Annotated in this window: 22 protein-coding genes and 1 tRNA gene; 8 read left to right on the top strand and 15 right to left on the bottom strand. The window is 48.5% G+C overall.

The genetic code is table 11. From position 1 onward, the window contains the following. Positions 1-437: 437 nt before the first annotated feature. The 5 genes from B1H56_RS13110 to B1H56_RS13090 all read right to left on the bottom strand — a co-directional run bounded on the left by B1H56_RS13110 (position 438) and on the right by B1H56_RS13090 (position 2,300). Positions 438-629, bottom strand: coding sequence for a hypothetical protein (locus B1H56_RS13110; RefSeq protein ID WP_066523690.1), 192 nt, complete (start codon positions 627-629; stop codon positions 438-440). Then, entirely contained in the window at positions 622-840 is a 219-nt protein-coding gene (locus tag B1H56_RS13105) for a hypothetical protein (RefSeq protein ID WP_066523692.1), read from the bottom strand. Before B1H56_RS13105 ends, B1H56_RS13110 begins: the two co-directional genes overlap by 8 nt. A gap of 433 nt (positions 841-1,273) precedes the next feature. Next, a complete protein-coding gene (locus B1H56_RS13100; protein WP_066523694.1) occupies positions 1,274-1,879 on the bottom strand; it encodes a hypothetical protein in 606 nt (201 codons plus the stop codon). Positions 1,880-1,885: 6 nt separating this feature from the next. Then, positions 1,886-2,116 carry a hypothetical protein gene (locus tag B1H56_RS13095; protein WP_066523695.1) on the bottom strand — a complete coding sequence of 77 codons (231 nt, stop codon included), beginning with the start codon at positions 2,114-2,116 and terminating at the stop codon, positions 1,886-1,888. A 1-nt stretch (position 2,117) separates the two neighbouring features. Next, a complete protein-coding gene (locus tag B1H56_RS13090; RefSeq protein ID WP_066523701.1) occupies positions 2,118-2,300 on the bottom strand; it encodes a hypothetical protein in 183 nt (60 codons plus the stop codon). A 181-nt stretch (positions 2,301-2,481) separates the two neighbouring features. Here B1H56_RS13090 and B1H56_RS13085 point away from each other — a divergent pair, with 181 nt between their 5' ends. Together B1H56_RS13085 and B1H56_RS13080 are read left to right on the top strand one after the other, a co-directional pair. Beyond that, the gene (locus B1H56_RS13085) at positions 2,482-3,216 is read left to right on the top strand and encodes a helix-turn-helix domain-containing protein (protein WP_082770993.1); all 735 of its coding nucleotides are present in this window, start codon (positions 2,482-2,484) and stop codon (positions 3,214-3,216) included. Continuing rightward, positions 3,191-4,576: a site-specific integrase gene (locus B1H56_RS13080; RefSeq protein ID WP_066523705.1), complete on the top strand. Its 1,386-nt coding sequence runs from the start codon at positions 3,191-3,193 to the stop codon at positions 4,574-4,576. The genes B1H56_RS13085 and B1H56_RS13080 overlap by 26 nt, the downstream gene beginning before the upstream one ends. A 138-nt stretch (positions 4,577-4,714) precedes the next feature. Here the strand turns inward: B1H56_RS13080 and B1H56_RS13075 are convergent. Continuing rightward, positions 4,715-4,791 (bottom strand) — tRNA-Arg (locus B1H56_RS13075). 282 nt (positions 4,792-5,073) lie between these two features. On the opposite strand from B1H56_RS13075, the gene B1H56_RS13070 reads away from it, so the two are divergent. The 5 genes from B1H56_RS13070 to B1H56_RS13050 all read left to right on the top strand — a co-directional run bounded on the left by B1H56_RS13070 (position 5,074) and on the right by B1H56_RS13050 (position 9,054). Then, on the top strand, positions 5,074-5,631 hold the full coding sequence (locus B1H56_RS13070; RefSeq protein ID WP_066523707.1) for an ECF transporter S component: 558 nt from the start codon (positions 5,074-5,076) through the stop codon (positions 5,629-5,631). Then, positions 5,624-6,061 carry a DUF1893 domain-containing protein gene (locus tag B1H56_RS13065; protein WP_066523709.1) on the top strand — a complete coding sequence of 146 codons (438 nt, stop codon included), beginning with the start codon at positions 5,624-5,626 and terminating at the stop codon, positions 6,059-6,061. Before B1H56_RS13070 ends, B1H56_RS13065 begins: the two co-directional genes overlap by 8 nt. Next, the gene (locus tag B1H56_RS13060; protein ID WP_066523711.1) at positions 6,058-7,203 is read left to right on the top strand and encodes an aldo/keto reductase; all 1,146 of its coding nucleotides are present in this window, start codon (positions 6,058-6,060) and stop codon (positions 7,201-7,203) included. Before B1H56_RS13065 ends, B1H56_RS13060 begins: the two co-directional genes overlap by 4 nt. A 39-nt stretch (positions 7,204-7,242) precedes the next feature. Beyond that, entirely contained in the window at positions 7,243-8,358 is a 1,116-nt protein-coding gene (locus tag B1H56_RS13055; RefSeq protein WP_066523713.1) for an aldo/keto reductase, read from the top strand. 159 nt (positions 8,359-8,517) lie between these two features. Continuing rightward, complete coding sequence (locus B1H56_RS13050; RefSeq protein WP_066523715.1) at positions 8,518-9,054, top strand: phosphatase PAP2 family protein; 537 nt, start codon at positions 8,518-8,520, stop codon at positions 9,052-9,054. On the opposite strand, the gene B1H56_RS13045 is transcribed toward B1H56_RS13050, so the two are convergent. Next, entirely contained in the window at positions 9,033-9,239 is a 207-nt protein-coding gene (locus tag B1H56_RS13045; RefSeq protein WP_066523717.1) for a heavy-metal-associated domain-containing protein, read from the bottom strand. The two genes, B1H56_RS13050 and B1H56_RS13045, sit on opposite strands and share 22 nt — an antisense overlap. A 162-nt stretch (positions 9,240-9,401) precedes the next feature. Here B1H56_RS13045 and B1H56_RS13040 point away from each other — a divergent pair, with 162 nt between their 5' ends. Then, positions 9,402-9,794, top strand: a complete 393-nt coding sequence (locus B1H56_RS13040) for a Fur family transcriptional regulator (protein WP_066523719.1) — start codon at positions 9,402-9,404, stop codon at positions 9,792-9,794. A 203-nt stretch (positions 9,795-9,997) separates the two neighbouring features. Here B1H56_RS13040 and B1H56_RS13035 read toward each other — a convergent pair whose 3' ends face one another. The 8 genes from B1H56_RS13035 to B1H56_RS13000 form a co-directional block, all read right to left on the bottom strand. Beyond that, the gene (locus tag B1H56_RS13035; protein ID WP_066523721.1) at positions 9,998-10,189 is read right to left on the bottom strand and encodes a hypothetical protein; all 192 of its coding nucleotides are present in this window, start codon (positions 10,187-10,189) and stop codon (positions 9,998-10,000) included. Positions 10,190-10,207: 18 nt separating this feature from the next. Next, positions 10,208-10,945 (bottom strand): peptidoglycan-binding domain-containing protein, encoded by a 738-nt coding sequence (locus tag B1H56_RS14785; RefSeq protein WP_066523724.1) that lies wholly within the window; start codon positions 10,943-10,945, stop codon positions 10,208-10,210. Positions 10,946-10,984: 39 nt separating this feature from the next. Then, entirely contained in the window at positions 10,985-11,254 is a 270-nt protein-coding gene (locus tag B1H56_RS13025; protein ID WP_066523212.1) for a hypothetical protein, read from the bottom strand. After that, positions 11,251-12,606 carry a tail fiber domain-containing protein gene (locus tag B1H56_RS13020; RefSeq protein ID WP_066651189.1) on the bottom strand — a complete coding sequence of 452 codons (1,356 nt, stop codon included), beginning with the start codon at positions 12,604-12,606 and terminating at the stop codon, positions 11,251-11,253. Before B1H56_RS13020 ends, B1H56_RS13025 begins: the two co-directional genes overlap by 4 nt. 5 nt (positions 12,607-12,611) lie before the next feature. After that, a complete protein-coding gene (locus tag B1H56_RS13015) occupies positions 12,612-13,712 on the bottom strand; it encodes a siphovirus ReqiPepy6 Gp37-like family protein (protein ID WP_066523662.1) in 1,101 nt (366 codons plus the stop codon). 3 nt (positions 13,713-13,715) lie between these two features. Beyond that, positions 13,716-14,573 (bottom strand): phage distal tail protein, encoded by an 858-nt coding sequence (locus B1H56_RS13010; protein ID WP_066523664.1) that lies wholly within the window; start codon positions 14,571-14,573, stop codon positions 13,716-13,718. Beyond that, a complete protein-coding gene (locus B1H56_RS13005; protein WP_456236660.1) occupies positions 14,574-17,480 on the bottom strand; it encodes a phage tail tape measure protein in 2,907 nt (968 codons plus the stop codon). Between the two features lie 74 nt (positions 17,481-17,554). Next, positions 17,555-17,764 (bottom strand): hypothetical protein, encoded by a 210-nt coding sequence (locus B1H56_RS13000; RefSeq protein ID WP_066523666.1) that lies wholly within the window; start codon positions 17,762-17,764, stop codon positions 17,555-17,557. Between the last annotated feature and the right edge of the window lie 15 nt (positions 17,765-17,779).

Here is a 17,779-nt window from a genome sequence, read left to right as displayed (position 1 = left end):
TTGGGCAGGCTGCTCTTTTTGTTTGTGCTTTGTTACGATTTAGAACCCCGATTTTAGGGGGATAGGTATAAATAAGTCCAACCCTCAAAATACGCACCCCGCAAGCCCGCATTACAAAAGGCTTTTTTCTTTTCTAAATCGTAACATTTAACCCCCTTTTCTTCTCCATGCGGGCGCGGCTCTTAATTCTGTTGCCTTTCCGCTCACATTCCGGCGAACAGTATACCTGTCTATTGTTCACCGGAACAAACTCACCGTCGCATATCACACAAACTTTCTTTTGCGTGTCCTTGTGCAGTATCTCCGCTTCAAGTGCCGGATTGTTCGGCAACACGCAATCCCGGAAGTACGCGCAGATTTTATTATCCTGCGGATTCATCATTGCGCACTCGCGCTCACTGTTCGTTGTCCTTTTTAGGGTCTTGCAAATCTCGCAATCATTCCCGGTGCCACCTTGACCGCCGTTTGCGCTTGATACCGTTTACCCGGTCAAGCCCTCCGTCGCCTCCGCCCTCTACGTAGTGCGTATAGCAGCAAAAATACTTTGTATCGAGTTTGTACGCCCATTTGCCCGCAACCCAGAACCGCTTACCGCACACCGGGCATTTCTTGTACTTGCCATCATTCATCAAGAACGCCCCGCAGCAATTCCATAGCCTCCGGCGATCCACGGAACGCCGCAACGTCAAGCGTTACCGTCTTTCCCGGCTTCCGGTTCCCGTTCGCGTCCTCCCAATAAGGCATACTCACTTGCAGCTTGCCCGCTTCTTTGAAATACCGAAATACATTTGCTCCCGTGTCTGCCGTCTGCGGCGTTTCATTTTCCCAATACTTTACCATTTCTTTTTTCCTCCGTATGTTTATTTTGTCCCGAACCCTTTTTTATAAAGGGCTTCGGAAAAACCCCCTTAAAACCCCTCTTGTTTTATCGTGGGAAAAAACTCCCGTTTCGTTCCCCAAAATTGGGGCATCCTCTCTTTATCGTGTCAGAAAACCTATCTTTGTTTTTTTCTCGTGTTGGAAAACCTATCTTTTCCGCTTGTATTTTCGGCTTTTTTATAGTGGGGAAAAACCTCTTTTTTCTCGGTTGGAAAACTCAGGCGTTTTCTCTCGATACTTTTTCAAAACTTCTATTTTCGCCCTCCTTCCCCCCACAGTTGCGCACACCGCTTAAACCGCTTGGTTAAGCTGTTTTGACGATGGAAGGTGATCGTTTTCCAACTTTTTTATATTTAACTTTTTACTCTCTCATGTGAAAGTTAGTATTTCATCGTCATGTATCGTCGTCCGATAGGGAAAAAGAGGTTTGCTCGTGCTTCCCTCGTGCTTCGTCCGGCTTTCTACGCAGCATATATTTGTCCAGTACCTTTTGAAGTTGCTCCCCACGTTCCATGATGACGCGCGTTCCTATAGCGTTCCCGGTCACGGTAACGTATTTCTGCGTTGCGCCGGAGATGTACACCTCAAGCCCGGATTTTTGGTTGTTGATATAATACTTTGCTTTGTTATACTGAAATCCCGCCGATACGGTGAAATAAATATGTACGCCACTTCCGCTTGGGCTGTATTCGGTGTAACTGTCCATTGTGGAAATAATGTCTGCTGCCATTTCGGAGGGCTTACCGTCCTTGATACAATGGTCTATATCTATAGCGCACAGCCCATCAAAGATACCGATTCCCAGCCCGTCATAACTTTCCATAACTGTTGCCGCTGTCTGGAACGGAGCAAAGGTCGCTTTATTGTTCGGCTGCGCCTTGCCGCCTGTAATGGGATTGTATGGGATCTTGGTAGGTTTGCCGCCGCGTTCCTCTTTTTTCCACACGCAGAATAAGGCGGATTCTTTTAGTGCGGCGGACAGATTCTGTGTATTCGTCATTCGTTCCTACCTCTCGGAAACCATGCGGATTACGTTCCGGGGCGGCTCCGGCTGCGTTTCTCCGCCCAGATACGCAAGCAAAGCGTCAATGTTGATTAGATACTTGTTCCCGCGTGTGATGCTCGGTATCTCGTGAGAGACCACGAGCTGCCGGATCGCGTATTTCGTTATGGCGGTGTCTGGATCGGCCTTTTTGATCTCTGCCGCCGCCTGCTCGATTGTTCGCATACGCAGCATACTATTTCACCTCGCTTAATTCCTTGATAATGGCGCGGATTTCCGCTTTTTTCTCAGCGGATAATTCTTTGCGCAGTTTCCGGCTGAACTCATTATCCCGCATTCCTAATTTATCAGCTATTTGCCACAAATACACTCCCGCCGCTTTCGCTTCTGTTTTCAAGTCTAAATTCTTGGAATACATAGCTTTGACACCTCCGTTTGTTGTTTCTGTTATTATACACCTATGTGGATATAATTTCAATATAGTATTTATAAAACGAATATAGCGCATATAAAAACACTAAAATAAATTAAACAACATTAAACTTCGCCAAAACAAACAATAATACACAAATAATTTATTTTCGAACCGATTCAAACATATGAAAACACAAAAATATTTATTGACGCTGTTATTGTTGCTGTTGTATGATAATAGTGTACAAAAAGCACAGGAGGCTAAAATAATGGATAAGTCGCGCCCAAAAATCAAAAACCCAAAACTTGTAAAATTTGCAGAAAGGCTCCGAGAAGTGCGCGGCAATAAGTCACAGGCTGATTTTTCGGAGGAATTGGGGATTGCTATCACTTCTTTATCCGCGTATGAGAATAACGCTAAAAATCCATCTTTAGCCGTTGCGATAGATATTGCGCAAAAGTGCGGGGTATCGCTTGATTGGCTGTGTGGACTTGAAAATAAACAAGAGCATAAACCCGAAAATTTAAGCGATATTATTAAAAGTATTTTAGATATTTCCGTGATCGATGCTTCTTTTTATTATGATGAGAAGATCATTGATACTATCGTTCATAATGAATATGCCACGGAATATAGCGCGGGTATAGCCTTTCATTTTACAGATAACGGCGAAGCTCTGCATGATGCGCACTTCTATATTATAAAATTCATCGAAGACTTTGAGAAATTATATAGTCTGTACAAGGCTGGAACGATTGATAAACACCTATACGATCTTTGGCTGAATGATAAATTACAGGAGTACAAGAAGTATAATTTAATGGGCGTTGATGAGGAATTTGAACGTGAATTAGATGCAATATTTGATAAAGGTACCAAAGAGGCTTCCGAAAATGGCGACGATCACGAAAAGAAATAACACGTACCGCATACGGGTATCAAATGGCTACGACGTAACGGGGAAACAGATGTTTGCTTCCATGACGTATAGGCCCAAACCCGGTATGAATGAAAAAACGGCCTTAAAAGAGGCACAGAAGCAGGCCGCATTGTTTGAAGAACAGGTTTTGACAAGCCAATTTATAGACAGCAATATTAAATTTGCCTCTTTTACAGAGCGTTGGCTTACCGATTACGCGGAAAAACAGCTAAAGCCCCGAACGGTCAGCAGCTACCGCGCCTTGCTTCCACGTATCAACGCCGCAATCGGTCATATACGCCTCGACAGGCTACAGCCAAATCATTTATTGGCCTTTTATAATAACCTTGCTGAAAACGGCGTAAAAAGCAATATCGGCTATATTGCGACTGATAAAATGCTTGCCTATCTGAAAAAACATAGGCAATCTATTGCGCGGCTTTCAAAATCCGCACACATCGGAATCAACACGGCGCAGAACCTTATGCAGCAAAAGCATGTTTCCCGGAAAACCGCCGAAAAAGCGGCGGAAGCATACGGGCTTAGTGTGGAAGAGTACTTTAAACCCGCGACCGAAGAACGCAGGCTGAACAAAAACACGCTGAATCACTATCACAGGCTTATTTCCGTTATCCTTACAACGGCGGTACAATGGCAAGTGATTTTAAGCAATCCAGCCATGCGGGTAAAGCCGCCGCGCCTTGAACACACGGAAGCGAAATATTTAGACGATAAGCAGGCGCGGCATTTAATAGAGCTTCTTGACGGTGCGCCGCCGCAGTATAGAACAATGATAATCCTGCTGATTTATACAGGTCTGCGGCGCGGGGAGTTATGCGGCCTTGAATGGAAAGACATCGATTTTGATAATCAGACCATGAGCGTACAGAGGAACAGCTTATATTTGCCGGATAAGGGGATTTATACCGATACCACAAAAACGAGATCGTCCATGCGCGTTATCAAGCTGCCGACTGTGGCTTGCCAATTATTAAAGAGCCATAAGGCGTGGCAGAATGAAGAACGGTTGCAGCTTGGCGATCAATGGCACAATACGGACAGATTGTTTACGCAATGGGACGGGAACCCTATTCACCCAGATACCGTTTCCGGGTGGTTCGCAAAATTCATCAAGAAGACAGACTTGCCACCCGTTACGCTACATAGCCTCCGGCACACAAACGCAACTTTGCTGATCGCTAATAAGGCAGACATCAGAACAGTATCACAGCGGCTCGGACATGCGCAGACCTCCACAACGGTTAATATATACGCTCACGCCATACAATCAGCCGACGCAGCGGCGGCGGAAGTGCTCGACGATATCTTAAATCCTGCATCGAAAGAGGGGCAATCCTAAACGGAAACGCCTCTTTTTTCATCGTGTCGGAAAACCTATAAAAAAACGCCGTAATGACCAAATAATGACCAAAACAAGCTCCCGGAAAAATCAAGAAAAAGCAAAAAGCCTTTAACCCGCATGGTTAAAGGCTTTTTCTGGTGTGCCAGAAGGGATTCGAACCCCCGACCTTTTGATTCGTAGTCAAACACTCTATCCAGCTGAGCTACTGGCACAACTATAAAATTTGAAGCTATATTATTGTATAATAAAGCCCGGAAAAAGTCAACGCCCTGATTGCAGCATTTTAATTTATAATTTGTGCAATAAGGAATGCCGCATGCTTGTGCAATCAATCTTTCGCAAATAGGCGATCGCTTTTATGCCGATGGTTTTCACGTCTTGCTTATCCTTTTCGCACATAAATTCCTTAAATAGAAAAATCCCTCTTGACTTAGAGCGCACTCCAGGTGTTACCCTTAATAGGAACTATCAAACATTTGAGGAGAATCGTTATTATGTTACATGCAATCACGCTTCAAAAGGAAACAATCAAGGCCAAGTCCACCGCTATCCTGACGGCTATCGTATTTGCGGTGGCTCTGCCTCAGTTATTCCATGTACTGGGCGCCGTGTCTGGGATGGGCACGTCCCTCGGTCAGGCGTTCCTACCCATGCACCTGCCGATCCTGCTGGTGGGCTTGCTTGCGGGACCGGTCGTCGGTACGGTGGCAGGCGCGCTCAGCCCGCTGCTGAGTTTCGCCCTATCTGGCATGCCGGGCGCGGCAATGGTTCCTTTTATGATGATCGAACTTGCGGGTTATGGGCTTGCGGCCGGGTTTCTTGGCAAAACCAAAATGCCCGTGATTGTAAAATTACTCCTGGCACAAGTTGCCGGCCGGATTATTCGCGCGGCAGCTGTCTTCGCCGCGGTCTATGGCATGGGCAGCGAAGCGGTAACGGTAAGTTCCATCTGGATGAGCATTGCCACAGGACTCCCGGGCCTCGCACTCCAATGGTGCCTGATCCCCCTTGCTGTCTTCTGGCTGGAAAACCGGGAGAAGAGCCATGCGTGATATAGAACGGGCAAAGGCCCTCCTGCAAACAGAAGACTGTTCCTGCGTCCTTGTGAAAGGCGATATCATTTATACCAGCCGAAAAGCGGGCATCGCCCCCCTAGTGGAATTTCTTTCCTCGGGCGCAGGTCTCAATGGTTTTTCCGCCGCCGACAAGATCGTCGGCAAGGCCGCCGCGCTTTTATTTGCACTGGCCGGGGCGCGGGAAATATATGCTCCTGTGATGAGCGGGTCCGCCCTGCCAGTGCTGCGGCAAAACGGGATTGCCTTTTCCTGCGATACGCTTACGCCGTCTATCGAAAACCGTGCGGGAACCGGGCCCTGTCCCATGGAAAAAGCCGTTGCGGAAATCGATGACCCCGCGCAGGCATTCACAGCGATCAAGACCGCAATGGCGCGCCGGGCAAACGGACGGGGAGGTAATCTATGAAGTATCGTGCGCTCGGCGAAACGGGCATCAGTGTAAGTGAAATCGGCCTCGGGTGCGAAGGCTTTGCCGGTAGGGACGAAGCGTTTACCCGGCAAATGTTTGACCTTGCCCGGAAACACGGCGTGAACTGCATGGACCTCTACAGCCCTGACCCGGATCTGCGAAGCCGGGTCGGCAGCGTCCTGCGCGGACAAAGAAAGGATTTTGTGATGCAGGCGCACTTATGCACCGTTTGGCAGGACGGGCAATACAAAGCGACGCGCAGGCCGGACGAGGTCCGCGCCTCTTTCGACGATTTGCTCACCCGTCTCGGAACGGATTATATCGACGTCGGCATGATCCACTATGTCGATTCTGTAGATACCTGGCACAGCATCGCGGACGGAGAAGTCATGCGGTATGCCGAAGAGCTGAAAGCCGCCGGGAATATCCGGGAAATCGGCCTTTCCAGCCACAATCCTATTGCCGCGCTCGAAGCTGTGAAAAGCGGTCTGATCCGCGTGCTGATGTTCAGCGTCAACCCCTGTTATGACTTGCAGCCCGGCGGGGAAGATATCGAAGCCCTGTGGGCGGAAGAAAGCTATAAGAACCATCTTTTCAATATGGACCCCAACCGCGAGGCGCTGTACGAAACATGCCAGCGTATGGGCGTTGGCATCACCGTAATGAAAGCCTTTGGCGGCGGCGACCTTTTGACGGCTGATTCACCTGCCGGGGTGGCGTTGACGGTAAACCAGTGTATTCACTACGCACTCACACGCCCCGCCGTGGCGACGGTATTTGCGGGCGTCCATTCACGGGAGCAGCTCGACGCTGACCTTTCCTATGAAACAGCCCCGGCCAGCGAAAAGGATTATGCGGCGGCGTTTGCATCTTTTCCAAAAATCAGCTGGCAGGGGCATTGTATGTACTGCGGCCACTGTGCCCCCTGCCCGCAGGGGATCGATGTAGCTGCCGTCACGAAATTCTTGAATCTTGCAAGGGCGCAGGATACGGTTCCCGAAACAGTGCGCGAACATTACGCGGCCCTTTCCCACCCTGCTTCGGACTGCACCGCCTGCGGCGCATGCGAAACGCGGTGTCCGTTTGGGGTTCCTATCCGCGAAAATATGGAACGGGCGAGAGAAACGTTCGGCGGATAAATAAGCTCTTTATACCAACAGAAAAAGAGGCGGATCTTGATGAAAAAACTAGGTTTTGGGTTCATGCGGCTCCCGTTGCTTGACCCGAACAATGCGGAAGCAATCGATCTTGATACGGTATCGCGCATGGTAGATGTTTTCCTCGGACGCGGTTTTACTTATTTTGATACTGCGTACGTCTACCACGGTCTGAAAAGTGAATATGCCATTCGGGAGGCATTGGTAAAACGCCATCCCCGCGGCAGTTTTACATTGGCGACCAAGCTTCCCATGCGTCTCATGAGGCAAAAGGACGACCAAGTCCGTATTTTTGACGAAGAGCTTGAGAAATGCGGCGTGGATTATTTCGACTACTATCTGCTGCATAACCTCGGCACGGAAACTTATGAAATCGCGGAGAAAATGGACAGCTTCCGTTTTATCTCCCGAAAAAAACAGGAAGGAATGATCCGCAGCATCGGCTTTTCCTTCCACGACAGCGCACAGCTTTTGGACCGGATCCTGACCGAGCATCCGGAAGTTGATTTCGTTCAGCTGCAAATCAATTACCTCGATTGGGACAACGAAAGCATCCAGTCCCGCCTATGCTATGAGGCTGCGCAAAGGCATGGAAAAAAGGTAATCGTTATGGAACCGGTGAAGGGCGGCATGTTGGCGCAGGTGCCGCCGAAAGCAGAACAGCTTCTCTTAGAGCGCCGCCCAAATTGGTCCGTTCCCTCGTGGGGCATTCGTTTCGCCGCCAGCCTTGAAAACGTGATGATGGTGCTGAGCGGGATGTCTACCATGGCGCAGCTCCTTGACAATACGGATTATATGCGCGATTTCCAACCCCTTTCCCCGGAAGAGCGGGAGATGGTCCGGCAGGTGGCGGATATCATCAATGAATCTATCGCCATCCCCTGTACCGCCTGCCAGTATTGCGTGCCGGGATGCCCGGAAAATATCCCTATCCCGAAATATTTTGCGCTCTATAATACCGAAAAGCAGGCTAAGCCGTCCACTTTTTCCCTGCAGTCGGTCTATTACAATAACTATGCCAAAATTTTCGGCAGAGCGTCTGGCTGCATCGCCTGCGGGCAATGCGAGCACGCCTGCCCCCAGCATATCGATATCATAAACCAGCTCAAAAAAGTCGCCGCCGTATTTGAGGAATAAGCACGGGCAGGTCTGCGGTCCGGGAAGCCTTTCTGGTGTTCCCGGGCCTTTTTATATACTTCGGGGGAATTGTTCAGGAATTGTTTAGAAAATGTTGCGTGCATTTGCTTCCCGGTTTGTCTATAATGTCATTTGAATGTCTAAAGGAGGAAGACGCCAATGCCCGACCAAGCCATGCTGCATACCGCTTTTTTTTCGTGCGGTATCCTTGACGTACTCATGGCCTCCTTTTCCCTGATTGGCAACTCCGGGTTCCTATGGCTGCTGGCCACGTTATTGCTGCTGCTTGACAAAAGGACGCGCAGGCAAGGCCTGATGCTGTTTTTCGCAATCGCGCTTGCCTATGTGATCGGAAACGTGATCGTAAAGGACCTTGTAATGCGCCCGCGCCCCTTCCAGCAATACGGCGTTATGGAGCTTCTCATCCCGCCGCCCCCCGGTTCTTCCTTTCCGTCGGGCCACGCTTCGTCTTCCTTTGCCGCGCTGACAGTGCTCTACGCCACAAACAGGAAAGTGCGCATCCCCGCTTCGGCCTACGCGCTCCTGATCGCCTTTTCCCGGGTTTATGTATTTGTGCACTTCCCGTCCGACGTTCTCGCGGGGACGCTGCTCGGATGCGGCTGCGCCTATGCCGCGATGGCGCTCATCCGGCGGTTTGACACGCCGCGCCCGCTTTATTCGATGGACGTTACCTGAAATCCTGCATTCTCCACCACCGCGCGAAGCGTTTCATCGCTTACCTGTGCTCCGACGTCCACATCCGCGGCATTCTGTTCGAGATAGACCCTCGCGGATACGTTTTCCATTTGATTCAGAAGAGTTTCCACACGCTGCGCGCAATGCCCGCAGGTCATTCCTTCGATTTTTATGATTTTGTGCATACCGGTTTCCTCCTGTATTTTGTCTTGCCTCTTGTATATAACAATCCGGAAAAAAATTATGCAAATTTTTACAATTTTGTGTTGACTTTTTTGATGTGGAGAGTATAATCATAATCAGGAATGATAATTATTCTTAATTATGATCTTTGAAAAGGTGAGGCTATGATCTATTCAAAGCAAAGGGAACTGATACTCAAAGCCGTACTGGAAAACAGGGTGCATCCCACGGCAGATGCGGTTTTTTCCTTTTTGAAGCCCGATCACCCCGAGCTGAGCCTTGCGACGGTATACCGGAACCTGAACCAGCTTGCGAAAAACGGGCTGCTTATAAAAATTCCCGTTCCGGGCGGCGCAGATCATTTCGACGGCACGCTGGAACCGCATTACCACATGATCTGCGAGAAATGCGGGGCAATGGTGGACGTTCCGCGGGAATATGTTCCGCCGTTCGATCACGAATTCGAGGAAAAGACGGGCTGCCGGATCTCAGGCCACGCGATCTTGTTTTACGGCACATGCAAGCATTGCGCTTCATCTGCAAAGGCATCCTCCTAAATTGCCGTGCAGCTGAAATATATCTTATATCTGAAGAACGGGCGTTTCCGCAAATGATTGGGGGTCGGAAACGCCTGTTTTTTATCCCTAAAATGCGATTACATTGCCGGATTTGCGCCGAGCAATATTTATAATAACCCACATTTGAACCCACTTTAACCAAACGAACAAAAAAAGGGCGACCGCAAGGCCGCCCGATTCCGTTATATTTTCTTTGCATCTGTGGGATTATTGATAATCCCGAAACCGACCACAACAGGCAAGGCAACGTTCATGAAATCGTTCACCTGCTGCGAGATGTCAAGACCTCCGAAAGCCTTCACTACCCACACGGCCAGCGCCGCGATTGCCAGCCATAACGGCCAACTTCTTAACCTGTTCTGCATATTTTCCATTCCCTACTTCTCCTTTCCTTATTCCCACAGGATCGCCCATGTCTTTGGGCCGATGATCCCATCTACCGCGCCAATGTCACGGCCTTCGTTCTTGCGCGCTTGCTGGAAACGCTTTACGGCTGCTTCCGTCCTTTCTCCGAAGATGCCGTCGATCTTCCCCGGCTGTGCAAGATGCTTTTCAAGCCGCTCCTGCGCCTGTCTCACGTCTTCGCCGCGCATCCCATTGGAAAGGTTGCGCGTAAGCGTAGGAGCGTTCTGTGAAGGCGCTGCGGGCTGTGGCGTGGCCGTTGCGTAGTCTACATCACGCAACTTGCCCCAGTTCGTAAAATCCCGCGCGTTTAACACCGTTTCCACCACTCCATAGGCTTTACCGCGCGATTCAATGACTTTACCGCCGCCAATATAAATCCCTATATGCCCATTCTTCCAAACGCACACACCCGGCACTTCCGGGATCGTCCCGATTGCCCCACGCTCAAAGCATCTGTCATAAAGACCGTTTGCCGTCATATCGCCGTAGCTGGGCAGATAATCCCTGAATGCCTCGATGATAAGCCCGGAACAATCTACAACGTGCTTACCAAACCATTTAGCGCATTCCTTGATATAGTAGGACAGGGGCTTTTCGTTATATCTTTCAAAAAACCGCTTTCCCACATCCTCGGAATACAATTCGCCCTGCCCGCCGAGGACATACCCCCAGCCTAACCTTTTTTTGCAGCCCTCTATGAGCTGCGCCGCTGTAATTTTTGCCATTATAATAGCTCCTTTCAAAATAAAAACGGCTCTCGCCGCCTAGTGGTCTTTTTGTATATGATCGATTCTTTTGTGCGCTTGCTTCGCGCTTTCTTCTACCGCCGTAATTCTGTGTTCGTGGTCGTCCACCTTGCAATCGAGCTTTTCGACGTCGCTTTTTATGCCAAGTATCGTGTCGAGCTTTGCGTCTACACCGCCCCGCCACTTGCTGTCATTCGCTATTTTTTTGTCCCGTCCGGTCAGCCACCCCGCAAGGCCGACAAAGCACCCGACTACGGCAATCAGGATTGTGATTTCTATTTGCATCATGCCTTATCCCCCAATCCGTCAATTTCTTCCTGTGTGAGTATCCCTTTGGAAACGAGCAGCGCCGAAAGCGCGTCGAATTTTGCAGCTTTCGCTTTAATCCTATTTATCTCCATTTCATGTATCTGCCACCCGGCCACAGTGCGCGAAATCAATTCGTTGCTGTCAAATCCTTCCACTTGCTCATTGCCATCATCATCCGTGCCGTACGTTGCCATGCGCCGGTCTATCTCTGCAAGCTGTTCTGCAATAAATCCCGTGTGTACCTTATCTGGATCGTCGCATTCACACAATGATGTAAAGTTGACCACAAGGATTTTTAATAATGCTTTTCTGATCTCTTCCAGGTCTGCGGCGTTGATATTCGTCTTCCACCGCTGTGATGATGTAGAGCGGTAAAAATGATGGCCGCTTGCGCTGTCGGAAATATGAGTGTTCGCCGCCGCCGTCGTTGTACGGTTATATGTACCCTGCGATTTCAGCGCGCCCGTCGCGTTTATCGTTGGTGCGACAACCTCTCCCGCTGCCGATATATACAGCGGCGTCGCCACAACACTTGTCCCATTGGCATTATATACGTGAAAATATAGATTGTTGCCGCCGTCATAGTGAATCCTGAACAGCCTTGACCCGCCCGTAAACCACATAGAACCGTCCGCTACATCTATCCTGAAATTAGGCGCTATGATGCTTCCACTTGCGTCAAGACTTCCATCTAATATTTGTGCTCCGCTATTTTTCAACACATCCGCGGCAAGCGCATACAATACTGCGGCTTTTCCGCCCAGCTTCTCCGCGTCGTCTGCCACATCAACTGCTCCGTCGTTATTAGTGTCGTACATTGATTTGCCCATCAAATTATTATATTGCGGAATGTAGCCGCACAACGCCGCGTCCCCGCGTTCGTCTGTAACTATGATCCCGCTGCCCGAGACCAATACCCGACACAGTGAGGCCTCATAAATTGATGTGGTGCGCGTCAGTTCCGGTGCTGCAGGTGTTCCAGTGGTCGGCGTTCCCTTGATTGCGTCAAGGCATACTATACGGTTTGCAAGGTCCTTTCGTGCAACAATACGGTCTATTCGGCTATAGCCGGATTCCACGGAATCAATTAGAACACTTTTGCTCTCGTGTAAAATCCCGATTCGCCCATCCACGACTACCACGCCCGTGTTGACAATGACCGCACCCGCGCCAGCTTCGCACGCAAGGGTATCTCCTTTGCCTTGTATAATGCCAGTCCCCAAAATGCTATCCATAATCTCGCTATATTCGTCTGAATTATACTCGTAGCGGTCGTCAAGCTCCCCTTCCACATAATCAAAAAATCCGAAATTGTCAAAATTTACTGCCATGCTATTTACCTCGCGTTTATAGATTTGTTGTTTTTCAAGCGGTTCAAAACATCATTTATTTGAGATTTGTTATATCCAAGCGTAACGCTTATTGTCTGCTCGCCGCCCTCGCACACGGTCTCTATTTCTGTGATACGCGCATCAAGCGCGCCCATTGGCAACGCATCATCTTTTATTGTGGCAATGTCGCCAAGGTCAAACGCCGTTCCGTATTGCGTTGCAAACGATTTCGACATAGTAGCGGTCACGGTTATGTTGTCGCCAAACTCCGCTAGCTTTTCGTCTCCACGGCTTTTTAACTCATCTACCGTAGAAAGGTCGCGTGCATCAATGTAGGCTTCATAACGTCCGAGCCCGGACGTGTCATTGTTCACGCTTCGCGTTATAACCGTTCTTTGCGTTCCCTCGCCTTGTCCAGCGACATATCCAAGGTTTACCCATCGGGTATTTTTATCGACATACAAACTATCTAGACGGTTGTTATGCAGGGATAATATAAGCCTTTGATTTTCCTGCTGTCCTGCCGTCCTGTCTAATCCGATCATACATGAAAAATCAATATAGCCCTCTGCTATTTCGGCATACCACCCAACACCGCTGGCCGCTGAAATGTTCGTCAGGTCTTCGTGCAGATCGGCAAAACGCCCACTATAATAAATTTTTGTTGTAACATCCGACGCAAGAGGGATTACCCGCGTAAGCGGAATCGCTCTATTGGTATCGGAAGGGCTTACGATCTGCGTTGCAAACAACCCTTCCATCACCTTATTTACTGCCGTATTGCTGTATGAAAGTTCAGCGCTACCAGTAGGCGGCATTACGATTCTTTGCTTGGCTATACCTTTTAGCTCTATGCCTTTAATCGTTCGCTTGTTGGAAGTTCCTTTGTCTGTGATAACCTTTGTCACAATCCCAGCCACACGGGGCGCGATTTGAATAAAATCGAAATCCGCAATCCGGGCAGCGTTCACCGTATCAAGGCTTTGGACTATCTGCCATTCTCCTATACCACTGTACTTGCGGCAAAACATAAAAGAAACGGGATCATCTATTACCCCGCAAAATTTTAATTCAGTCGGCGTAAATTTATAGCATTTGATTTCCATTTGTTATCCATTCCCATATAGACGTTTATAATTTACATAAACTACCGGCGCGCCGGTATCAGCAGAAAAAGAAAGCCTATTGCTTCCAAGCGCAAGAGAGAAGAAGGAAGATTGTTCATCATCCACGGAGTTTGTAGCGTCCTCAATCGTTCCGTCGCCTCGCTCAATCGTGACGTTTTTTTTACCGTATGCGGTGTCAATTACAAGCGTATCGCCCGCCGCAATCGTCGCCACTACCTTCAGCGCCTCACCTGTTGTGTCGTTTTTAAGCGCCGGATTTGTGGCCGCGCCTCTAAATTCGCATCGGATAGGCGCGGGCGCGTCCCCACTGTTATTGATCGTCACGGAATCGCCGCGCTTGCCAAACCTCATGGGCATTCTGTGAGGGAATTTTAGCCCGCCTACAAAGTCAGCCATTCTGACGCGCGTTTCTATCAGGTCTTCAAAGAATGGATCGTGCGCCGTAAGCTCAAGTCCTATCACCCGTAGCCCAAGCCCAGTGTTAGAGGCAATGTCCGGCTGTTCCGTCACCGTAGCCCTTATCATGCGGCTGTGATGGTCGTTTTCATAGATTAAGACGCCTTCGCCAAGCATAGGATTAAAAACGCGCTGGAGTCCGTCCATAGTCTTGTAAAACTCCGCTGTGCTGGAATAGCTATAGTAAAACTGGATCGGGATTGGGCGCACTCCGTAAAGGCTTCGGCCATAGGTCGCGCCATGCTGCAAATACCCAGACGATTGAACGATCTGAATATCCGCAGCGCGCAACCCTCCAAGGCTATTGATTATAAACCTTGCGTTTTCGTCATATGACGCGGTAAAAATTTGATTCTTCGAGTTTATAAATTTTATCCGTTCCATTTATACACCTTCAAACAGCGCCTTACCAAGTCGGCGCGCCTGTTGCGCCTGTTCGTATGGCGTAAGCTCCCGCGCCGTGAAATAGTTGTTCTGCTCGTTCTTTATAACGCTCCCTGATGCGTCTTTACTACCTTCATGAGTATTTATATACCCGCTAATGTCCGGCGTTCTGTAAGCGTCTGCTAGCGCATCTCCTGCAAAGGCTACTGCCTCCATTTCAAGTTTATTGGCGTTCAAGCCATCTAGCGCCGCTTTGCTTAGTTCGTCCCCGGCCTTCATTACTGCGTCAGTGCTGGATAAAAGGCCCTCTTCCAGCCCTGCGCCGATATTCTCACCGAACCCCCGGAAAACACGCGACGGCGATTTGATTTGAAACAGATTCTTAAATCCGTCAATCATGGATTGACCTATGTTTCTGATATGGTCCATGAGGCTTGGGGCTTTCTTATTTGTGCCTTGTTTCAGCCCCTCCATAAGGTTTTGTCCTGCGCTATCCATTTTCCACGAAGGAGAAGCAACGCCTAAAGCGTCGTTCATAGCTTGTATGAGCTGATCCATGTCCATGCTGGCCGCATCTTTAAGCCCCGGAAATTCGTCTGCCATACCTTGCGCAAGCCCACGCAATGAGTCAAGACCGCTTTCCCGCAAATCTTCCGGCAAACTAGCGTAAGCGTTCAGAATGTCGCGCGCGTTTTGCCTACTGTCTTCTGAAAGCTGCCTGCCTTGTGCTTTATTGTTTGCTATCCAATTAAAAAATGCAGCGGTGGCGTCTGATATATTCCTGTCTACTGCAAAGTTGTAATCTGTCCAAGTGACCTCCTGCCCCGCCGCAAAGTTCGCAAAATCTGTAAGCATTTCGCGTTCTGCCGCTTGAAGTCGCACCTGTTTTTCAAACCAGCTAAGCGTCTCGTTGTTGTTGATCGCTGCCATTTTTTCGCCATGATATTGCCCGATTTCTTCTATCTTATTGAACTGATGAACCCTGTTGTTGTAATCGTTCATATTTAGGTTGAAACGTTCCTGTTGGCTTGCAAGTAGATCGGTTGTAAGCTTATCAGACATAGCTTTTTCAGTGTTTGCATACTCTTGGTTTTTTTGTAACGCCTGTTCGCGTAGGCGATTGTATTCCTCCTGCGAAATTTGGTTATTTTGCAAACGTTGATCGAGTGCGGCGATTTCATTAGAAATAATATCTTGTGTCGCTTTTGTGTAATCAGCCCTCACTTCTTGCAACGTGTTTAATATCCCTTGTTCTTCCTCCGCTGTTAAATTCATGTTGTCAAGCTGCCATTGCAAGGATGAAATGCGCGCTTCTGCTTTAGATTTTTCAAGCTCTGCAAGCCTGTTTTGGGCTTCCGCTATATTGTCAACGTACTCGTTTATTTTATCAATTTCGCTTTGCCTTAGCTCATCTCCCCTAGAGTATGCCTCTGCGTAAATATCGTTTATTTTCTGTGTATTTTCATCAATGATACTTGTTAGGTCGCTTGCGTTTTGCCCATACTCATTCACCATCCCGGAAAAGTCGCCTAAATTTGCACGTGCTCCGTTCATAGATTCGAACCATGCGTTTGTAGCCTCTGTGTTCTTGTCTATGGCTTCGCTCATCATCTCCATTTCGGTTGGAACTGCGCTTATAGCCGCTACTAAAGTAGCAATAGCCGCAACGACAAGCGTTATTGTTAAAACAATTGGATGAGCCATAAGAGCGGACAACGATTTCATAAGCGTACCCATGATTATAAGCAGCGGACCGATAGCGGCAACAACCAGACCAATCTTGATAATCATTTCTTGCTGGCTTTTGCTCATATTGGAAAGCTTCTCCACTAAATCCGAAATGAAGCTAATCACCTGCTTTACAATCGGTAAAACCACATCAGCTATTTTTAAAAATAATGCTGTTATCTGGTTTTTCAAAATTTTTATTTTTGATTCAGTCGTTTCATAGCGTTTCCCGGCTTCTGCCGTCAATGCCGTGTTTTCGTCCCACGCCTTAGTACCAAGGGAGATTGCCTCAGTAAATAGGTCGCCAGCACCAGCAGCGCGTAGCAAGGCATCACGCATACGCACCTCTGTTATTCCCATATCATCAAGCACTTTAATTGCACTCGTGCCGTGCTGTTCTGCGTTTTGCAAGCCCGTTATAAAAGAAATTAGCGCACCGGCTGCATCATCTCTAAAAGACTTCTGGAAATCTTCTGCTGTCATCCCTGCAACCTTAGCAAAGTTGTCAAGCGATTCCCCGCCCGTTTCTACAGCAAGCTGCATATCAACCATTACTTTTGACATTGCAGAGCCGCCCGCTTCTGCTTCAATGCCTACGGACGATAACGCCCCAGCTAACCCTAGTGTTTGCGCTTCTGTAAGTCCGATCTGTTTACCAGCACCGGCAAGACGCAACCCCATATCTGTAATTTCACTTTCTGTCGTGGCTAAGTTATTGCCAAGTGCTACGATCACAGAACCTAGTCTGTTAAACTCGGTTTGTGGCATTTGTGTAATATTAGCTAATCTTGCTAAAGAGGTTGCGGCGGTTTCTGAGGACATATTCGTTGAATCGCCCATCATAACCATTGTTTTCGTAAAATCTAATACGTTTTCTGTTTTTATGCCCAACTGCCCCGCCGCCTCTGCTACTCCCGAAATTTCGCTTGCAGATTGCGGCATTTCCTTAGACAGGTCAATAATGCCCTCTCTTAGCTCTGCTAACTGTTCGTCTGTTGCATCTACCGTTTTTTCAACCCCAGCGAACGCGCTTTCAAATTCAATCCCCGCTTTTGTACTAGCCGTACCGATGGCAATTGCAGTTCCGGTTATGGCGGTGCCGATCCCCATAAACGCATTGCCTACTTTACTTAAATTTTTTTGTGCCGTTGTTTGCACTGATTCAGTGGTTTTTTTCAACTTATCTAAATCAGACAATCCTTTAGTAAGGTCTGCAATCAACCCAATGCGCAATGCGCCTAAATCTACTGTATTCACTCTTTTACGCTCCTATAGGTTAGCCCTTTTTGCTTCAATGCTTCTGTGTCTGGCTCTGTCTTTGCCATCCGTTCACAGTCTGCAAGGTATTTGCGCCCCTCTGGGGTCTTTTGCAGGTCTTCAATATACATATTCTTGTCACACAGTAAAAAAACGTCTGTGGGAAGCTCTAGGGCTTCGTAAAACGTGCACCCGCAATATCGCATTACCCGCCGCACGGA

The organism is Christensenella minuta, assembly GCF_003628755.1.
In the GTDB taxonomy this organism is placed as follows: domain Bacteria; phylum Bacillota; class Clostridia; order Christensenellales; family Christensenellaceae; genus Christensenella; species Christensenella minuta.
Note: the sequence above shows the minus strand (reverse complement) of the source record. Positions and strands in the feature narration are given on the sequence as shown.

Bases quoted from the DNA above. Each gene is read 5' to 3' on its own strand.
- B1H56_RS14785 (WP_066523724.1), bottom strand. From the start codon at position 10,945: ATGGCAAAAATTACAGCGGCGCAGCTCATAGAGGGCTGCAAAAAAAGG.
- B1H56_RS13020 (WP_066651189.1), bottom strand. From the start codon at position 12,606: ATGGCAGTAAATTTTGACAATTTCGGATTTTTTGATTATGTGGAAGGG.
- B1H56_RS13045 (WP_066523717.1), bottom strand. From the start codon at position 9,239: ATGCACAAAATCATAAAAATCGAAGGAATGACCTGCGGGCATTGCGCG.
- B1H56_RS13035 (WP_066523721.1), bottom strand. From the start codon at position 10,189: ATGGAAAATATGCAGAACAGGTTAAGAAGTTGGCCGTTATGGCTGGCA.
- B1H56_RS13040 (WP_066523719.1), top strand. From the start codon at position 9,402: ATGATCTATTCAAAGCAAAGGGAACTGATACTCAAAGCCGTACTGGAA.
- B1H56_RS13060 (WP_066523711.1), top strand. From the start codon at position 6,058: ATGAAGTATCGTGCGCTCGGCGAAACGGGCATCAGTGTAAGTGAAATC.
- B1H56_RS13015 (WP_066523662.1), bottom strand. From the start codon at position 13,712: ATGGAAATCAAATGCTATAAATTTACGCCGACTGAATTAAAATTTTGC.
- B1H56_RS13085 (WP_082770993.1), top strand. From the start codon at position 2,482: ATGAAAACACAAAAATATTTATTGACGCTGTTATTGTTGCTGTTGTAT.
- B1H56_RS13065 (WP_066523709.1), top strand. From the start codon at position 5,624: ATGCGTGATATAGAACGGGCAAAGGCCCTCCTGCAAACAGAAGACTGT.
- B1H56_RS13100 (WP_066523694.1), bottom strand. From the start codon at position 1,879: ATGACGAATACACAGAATCTGTCCGCCGCACTAAAAGAATCCGCCTTA.
- B1H56_RS13010 (WP_066523664.1), bottom strand. From the start codon at position 14,573: ATGGAACGGATAAAATTTATAAACTCGAAGAATCAAATTTTTACCGCG.
- B1H56_RS13070 (WP_066523707.1), top strand. From the start codon at position 5,074: ATGTTACATGCAATCACGCTTCAAAAGGAAACAATCAAGGCCAAGTCC.
- B1H56_RS13025 (WP_066523212.1), bottom strand. From the start codon at position 11,254: ATGATGCAAATAGAAATCACAATCCTGATTGCCGTAGTCGGGTGCTTT.
- B1H56_RS13090 (WP_066523701.1), bottom strand. From the start codon at position 2,300: ATGTATTCCAAGAATTTAGACTTGAAAACAGAAGCGAAAGCGGCGGGA.
- B1H56_RS13050 (WP_066523715.1), top strand. From the start codon at position 8,518: ATGCCCGACCAAGCCATGCTGCATACCGCTTTTTTTTCGTGCGGTATC.
- B1H56_RS13000 (WP_066523666.1), bottom strand. From the start codon at position 17,764: ATGCGATATTGCGGGTGCACGTTTTACGAAGCCCTAGAGCTTCCCACA.
- B1H56_RS13095 (WP_066523695.1), bottom strand. From the start codon at position 2,116: ATGCTGCGTATGCGAACAATCGAGCAGGCGGCGGCAGAGATCAAAAAG.
- B1H56_RS13055 (WP_066523713.1), top strand. From the start codon at position 7,243: ATGAAAAAACTAGGTTTTGGGTTCATGCGGCTCCCGTTGCTTGACCCG.
- B1H56_RS13105 (WP_066523692.1), bottom strand. From the start codon at position 840: ATGGTAAAGTATTGGGAAAATGAAACGCCGCAGACGGCAGACACGGGA.
- B1H56_RS13080 (WP_066523705.1), top strand. From the start codon at position 3,191: ATGGCGACGATCACGAAAAGAAATAACACGTACCGCATACGGGTATCA.
- B1H56_RS13110 (WP_066523690.1), bottom strand. From the start codon at position 629: ATGAATGATGGCAAGTACAAGAAATGCCCGGTGTGCGGTAAGCGGTTC.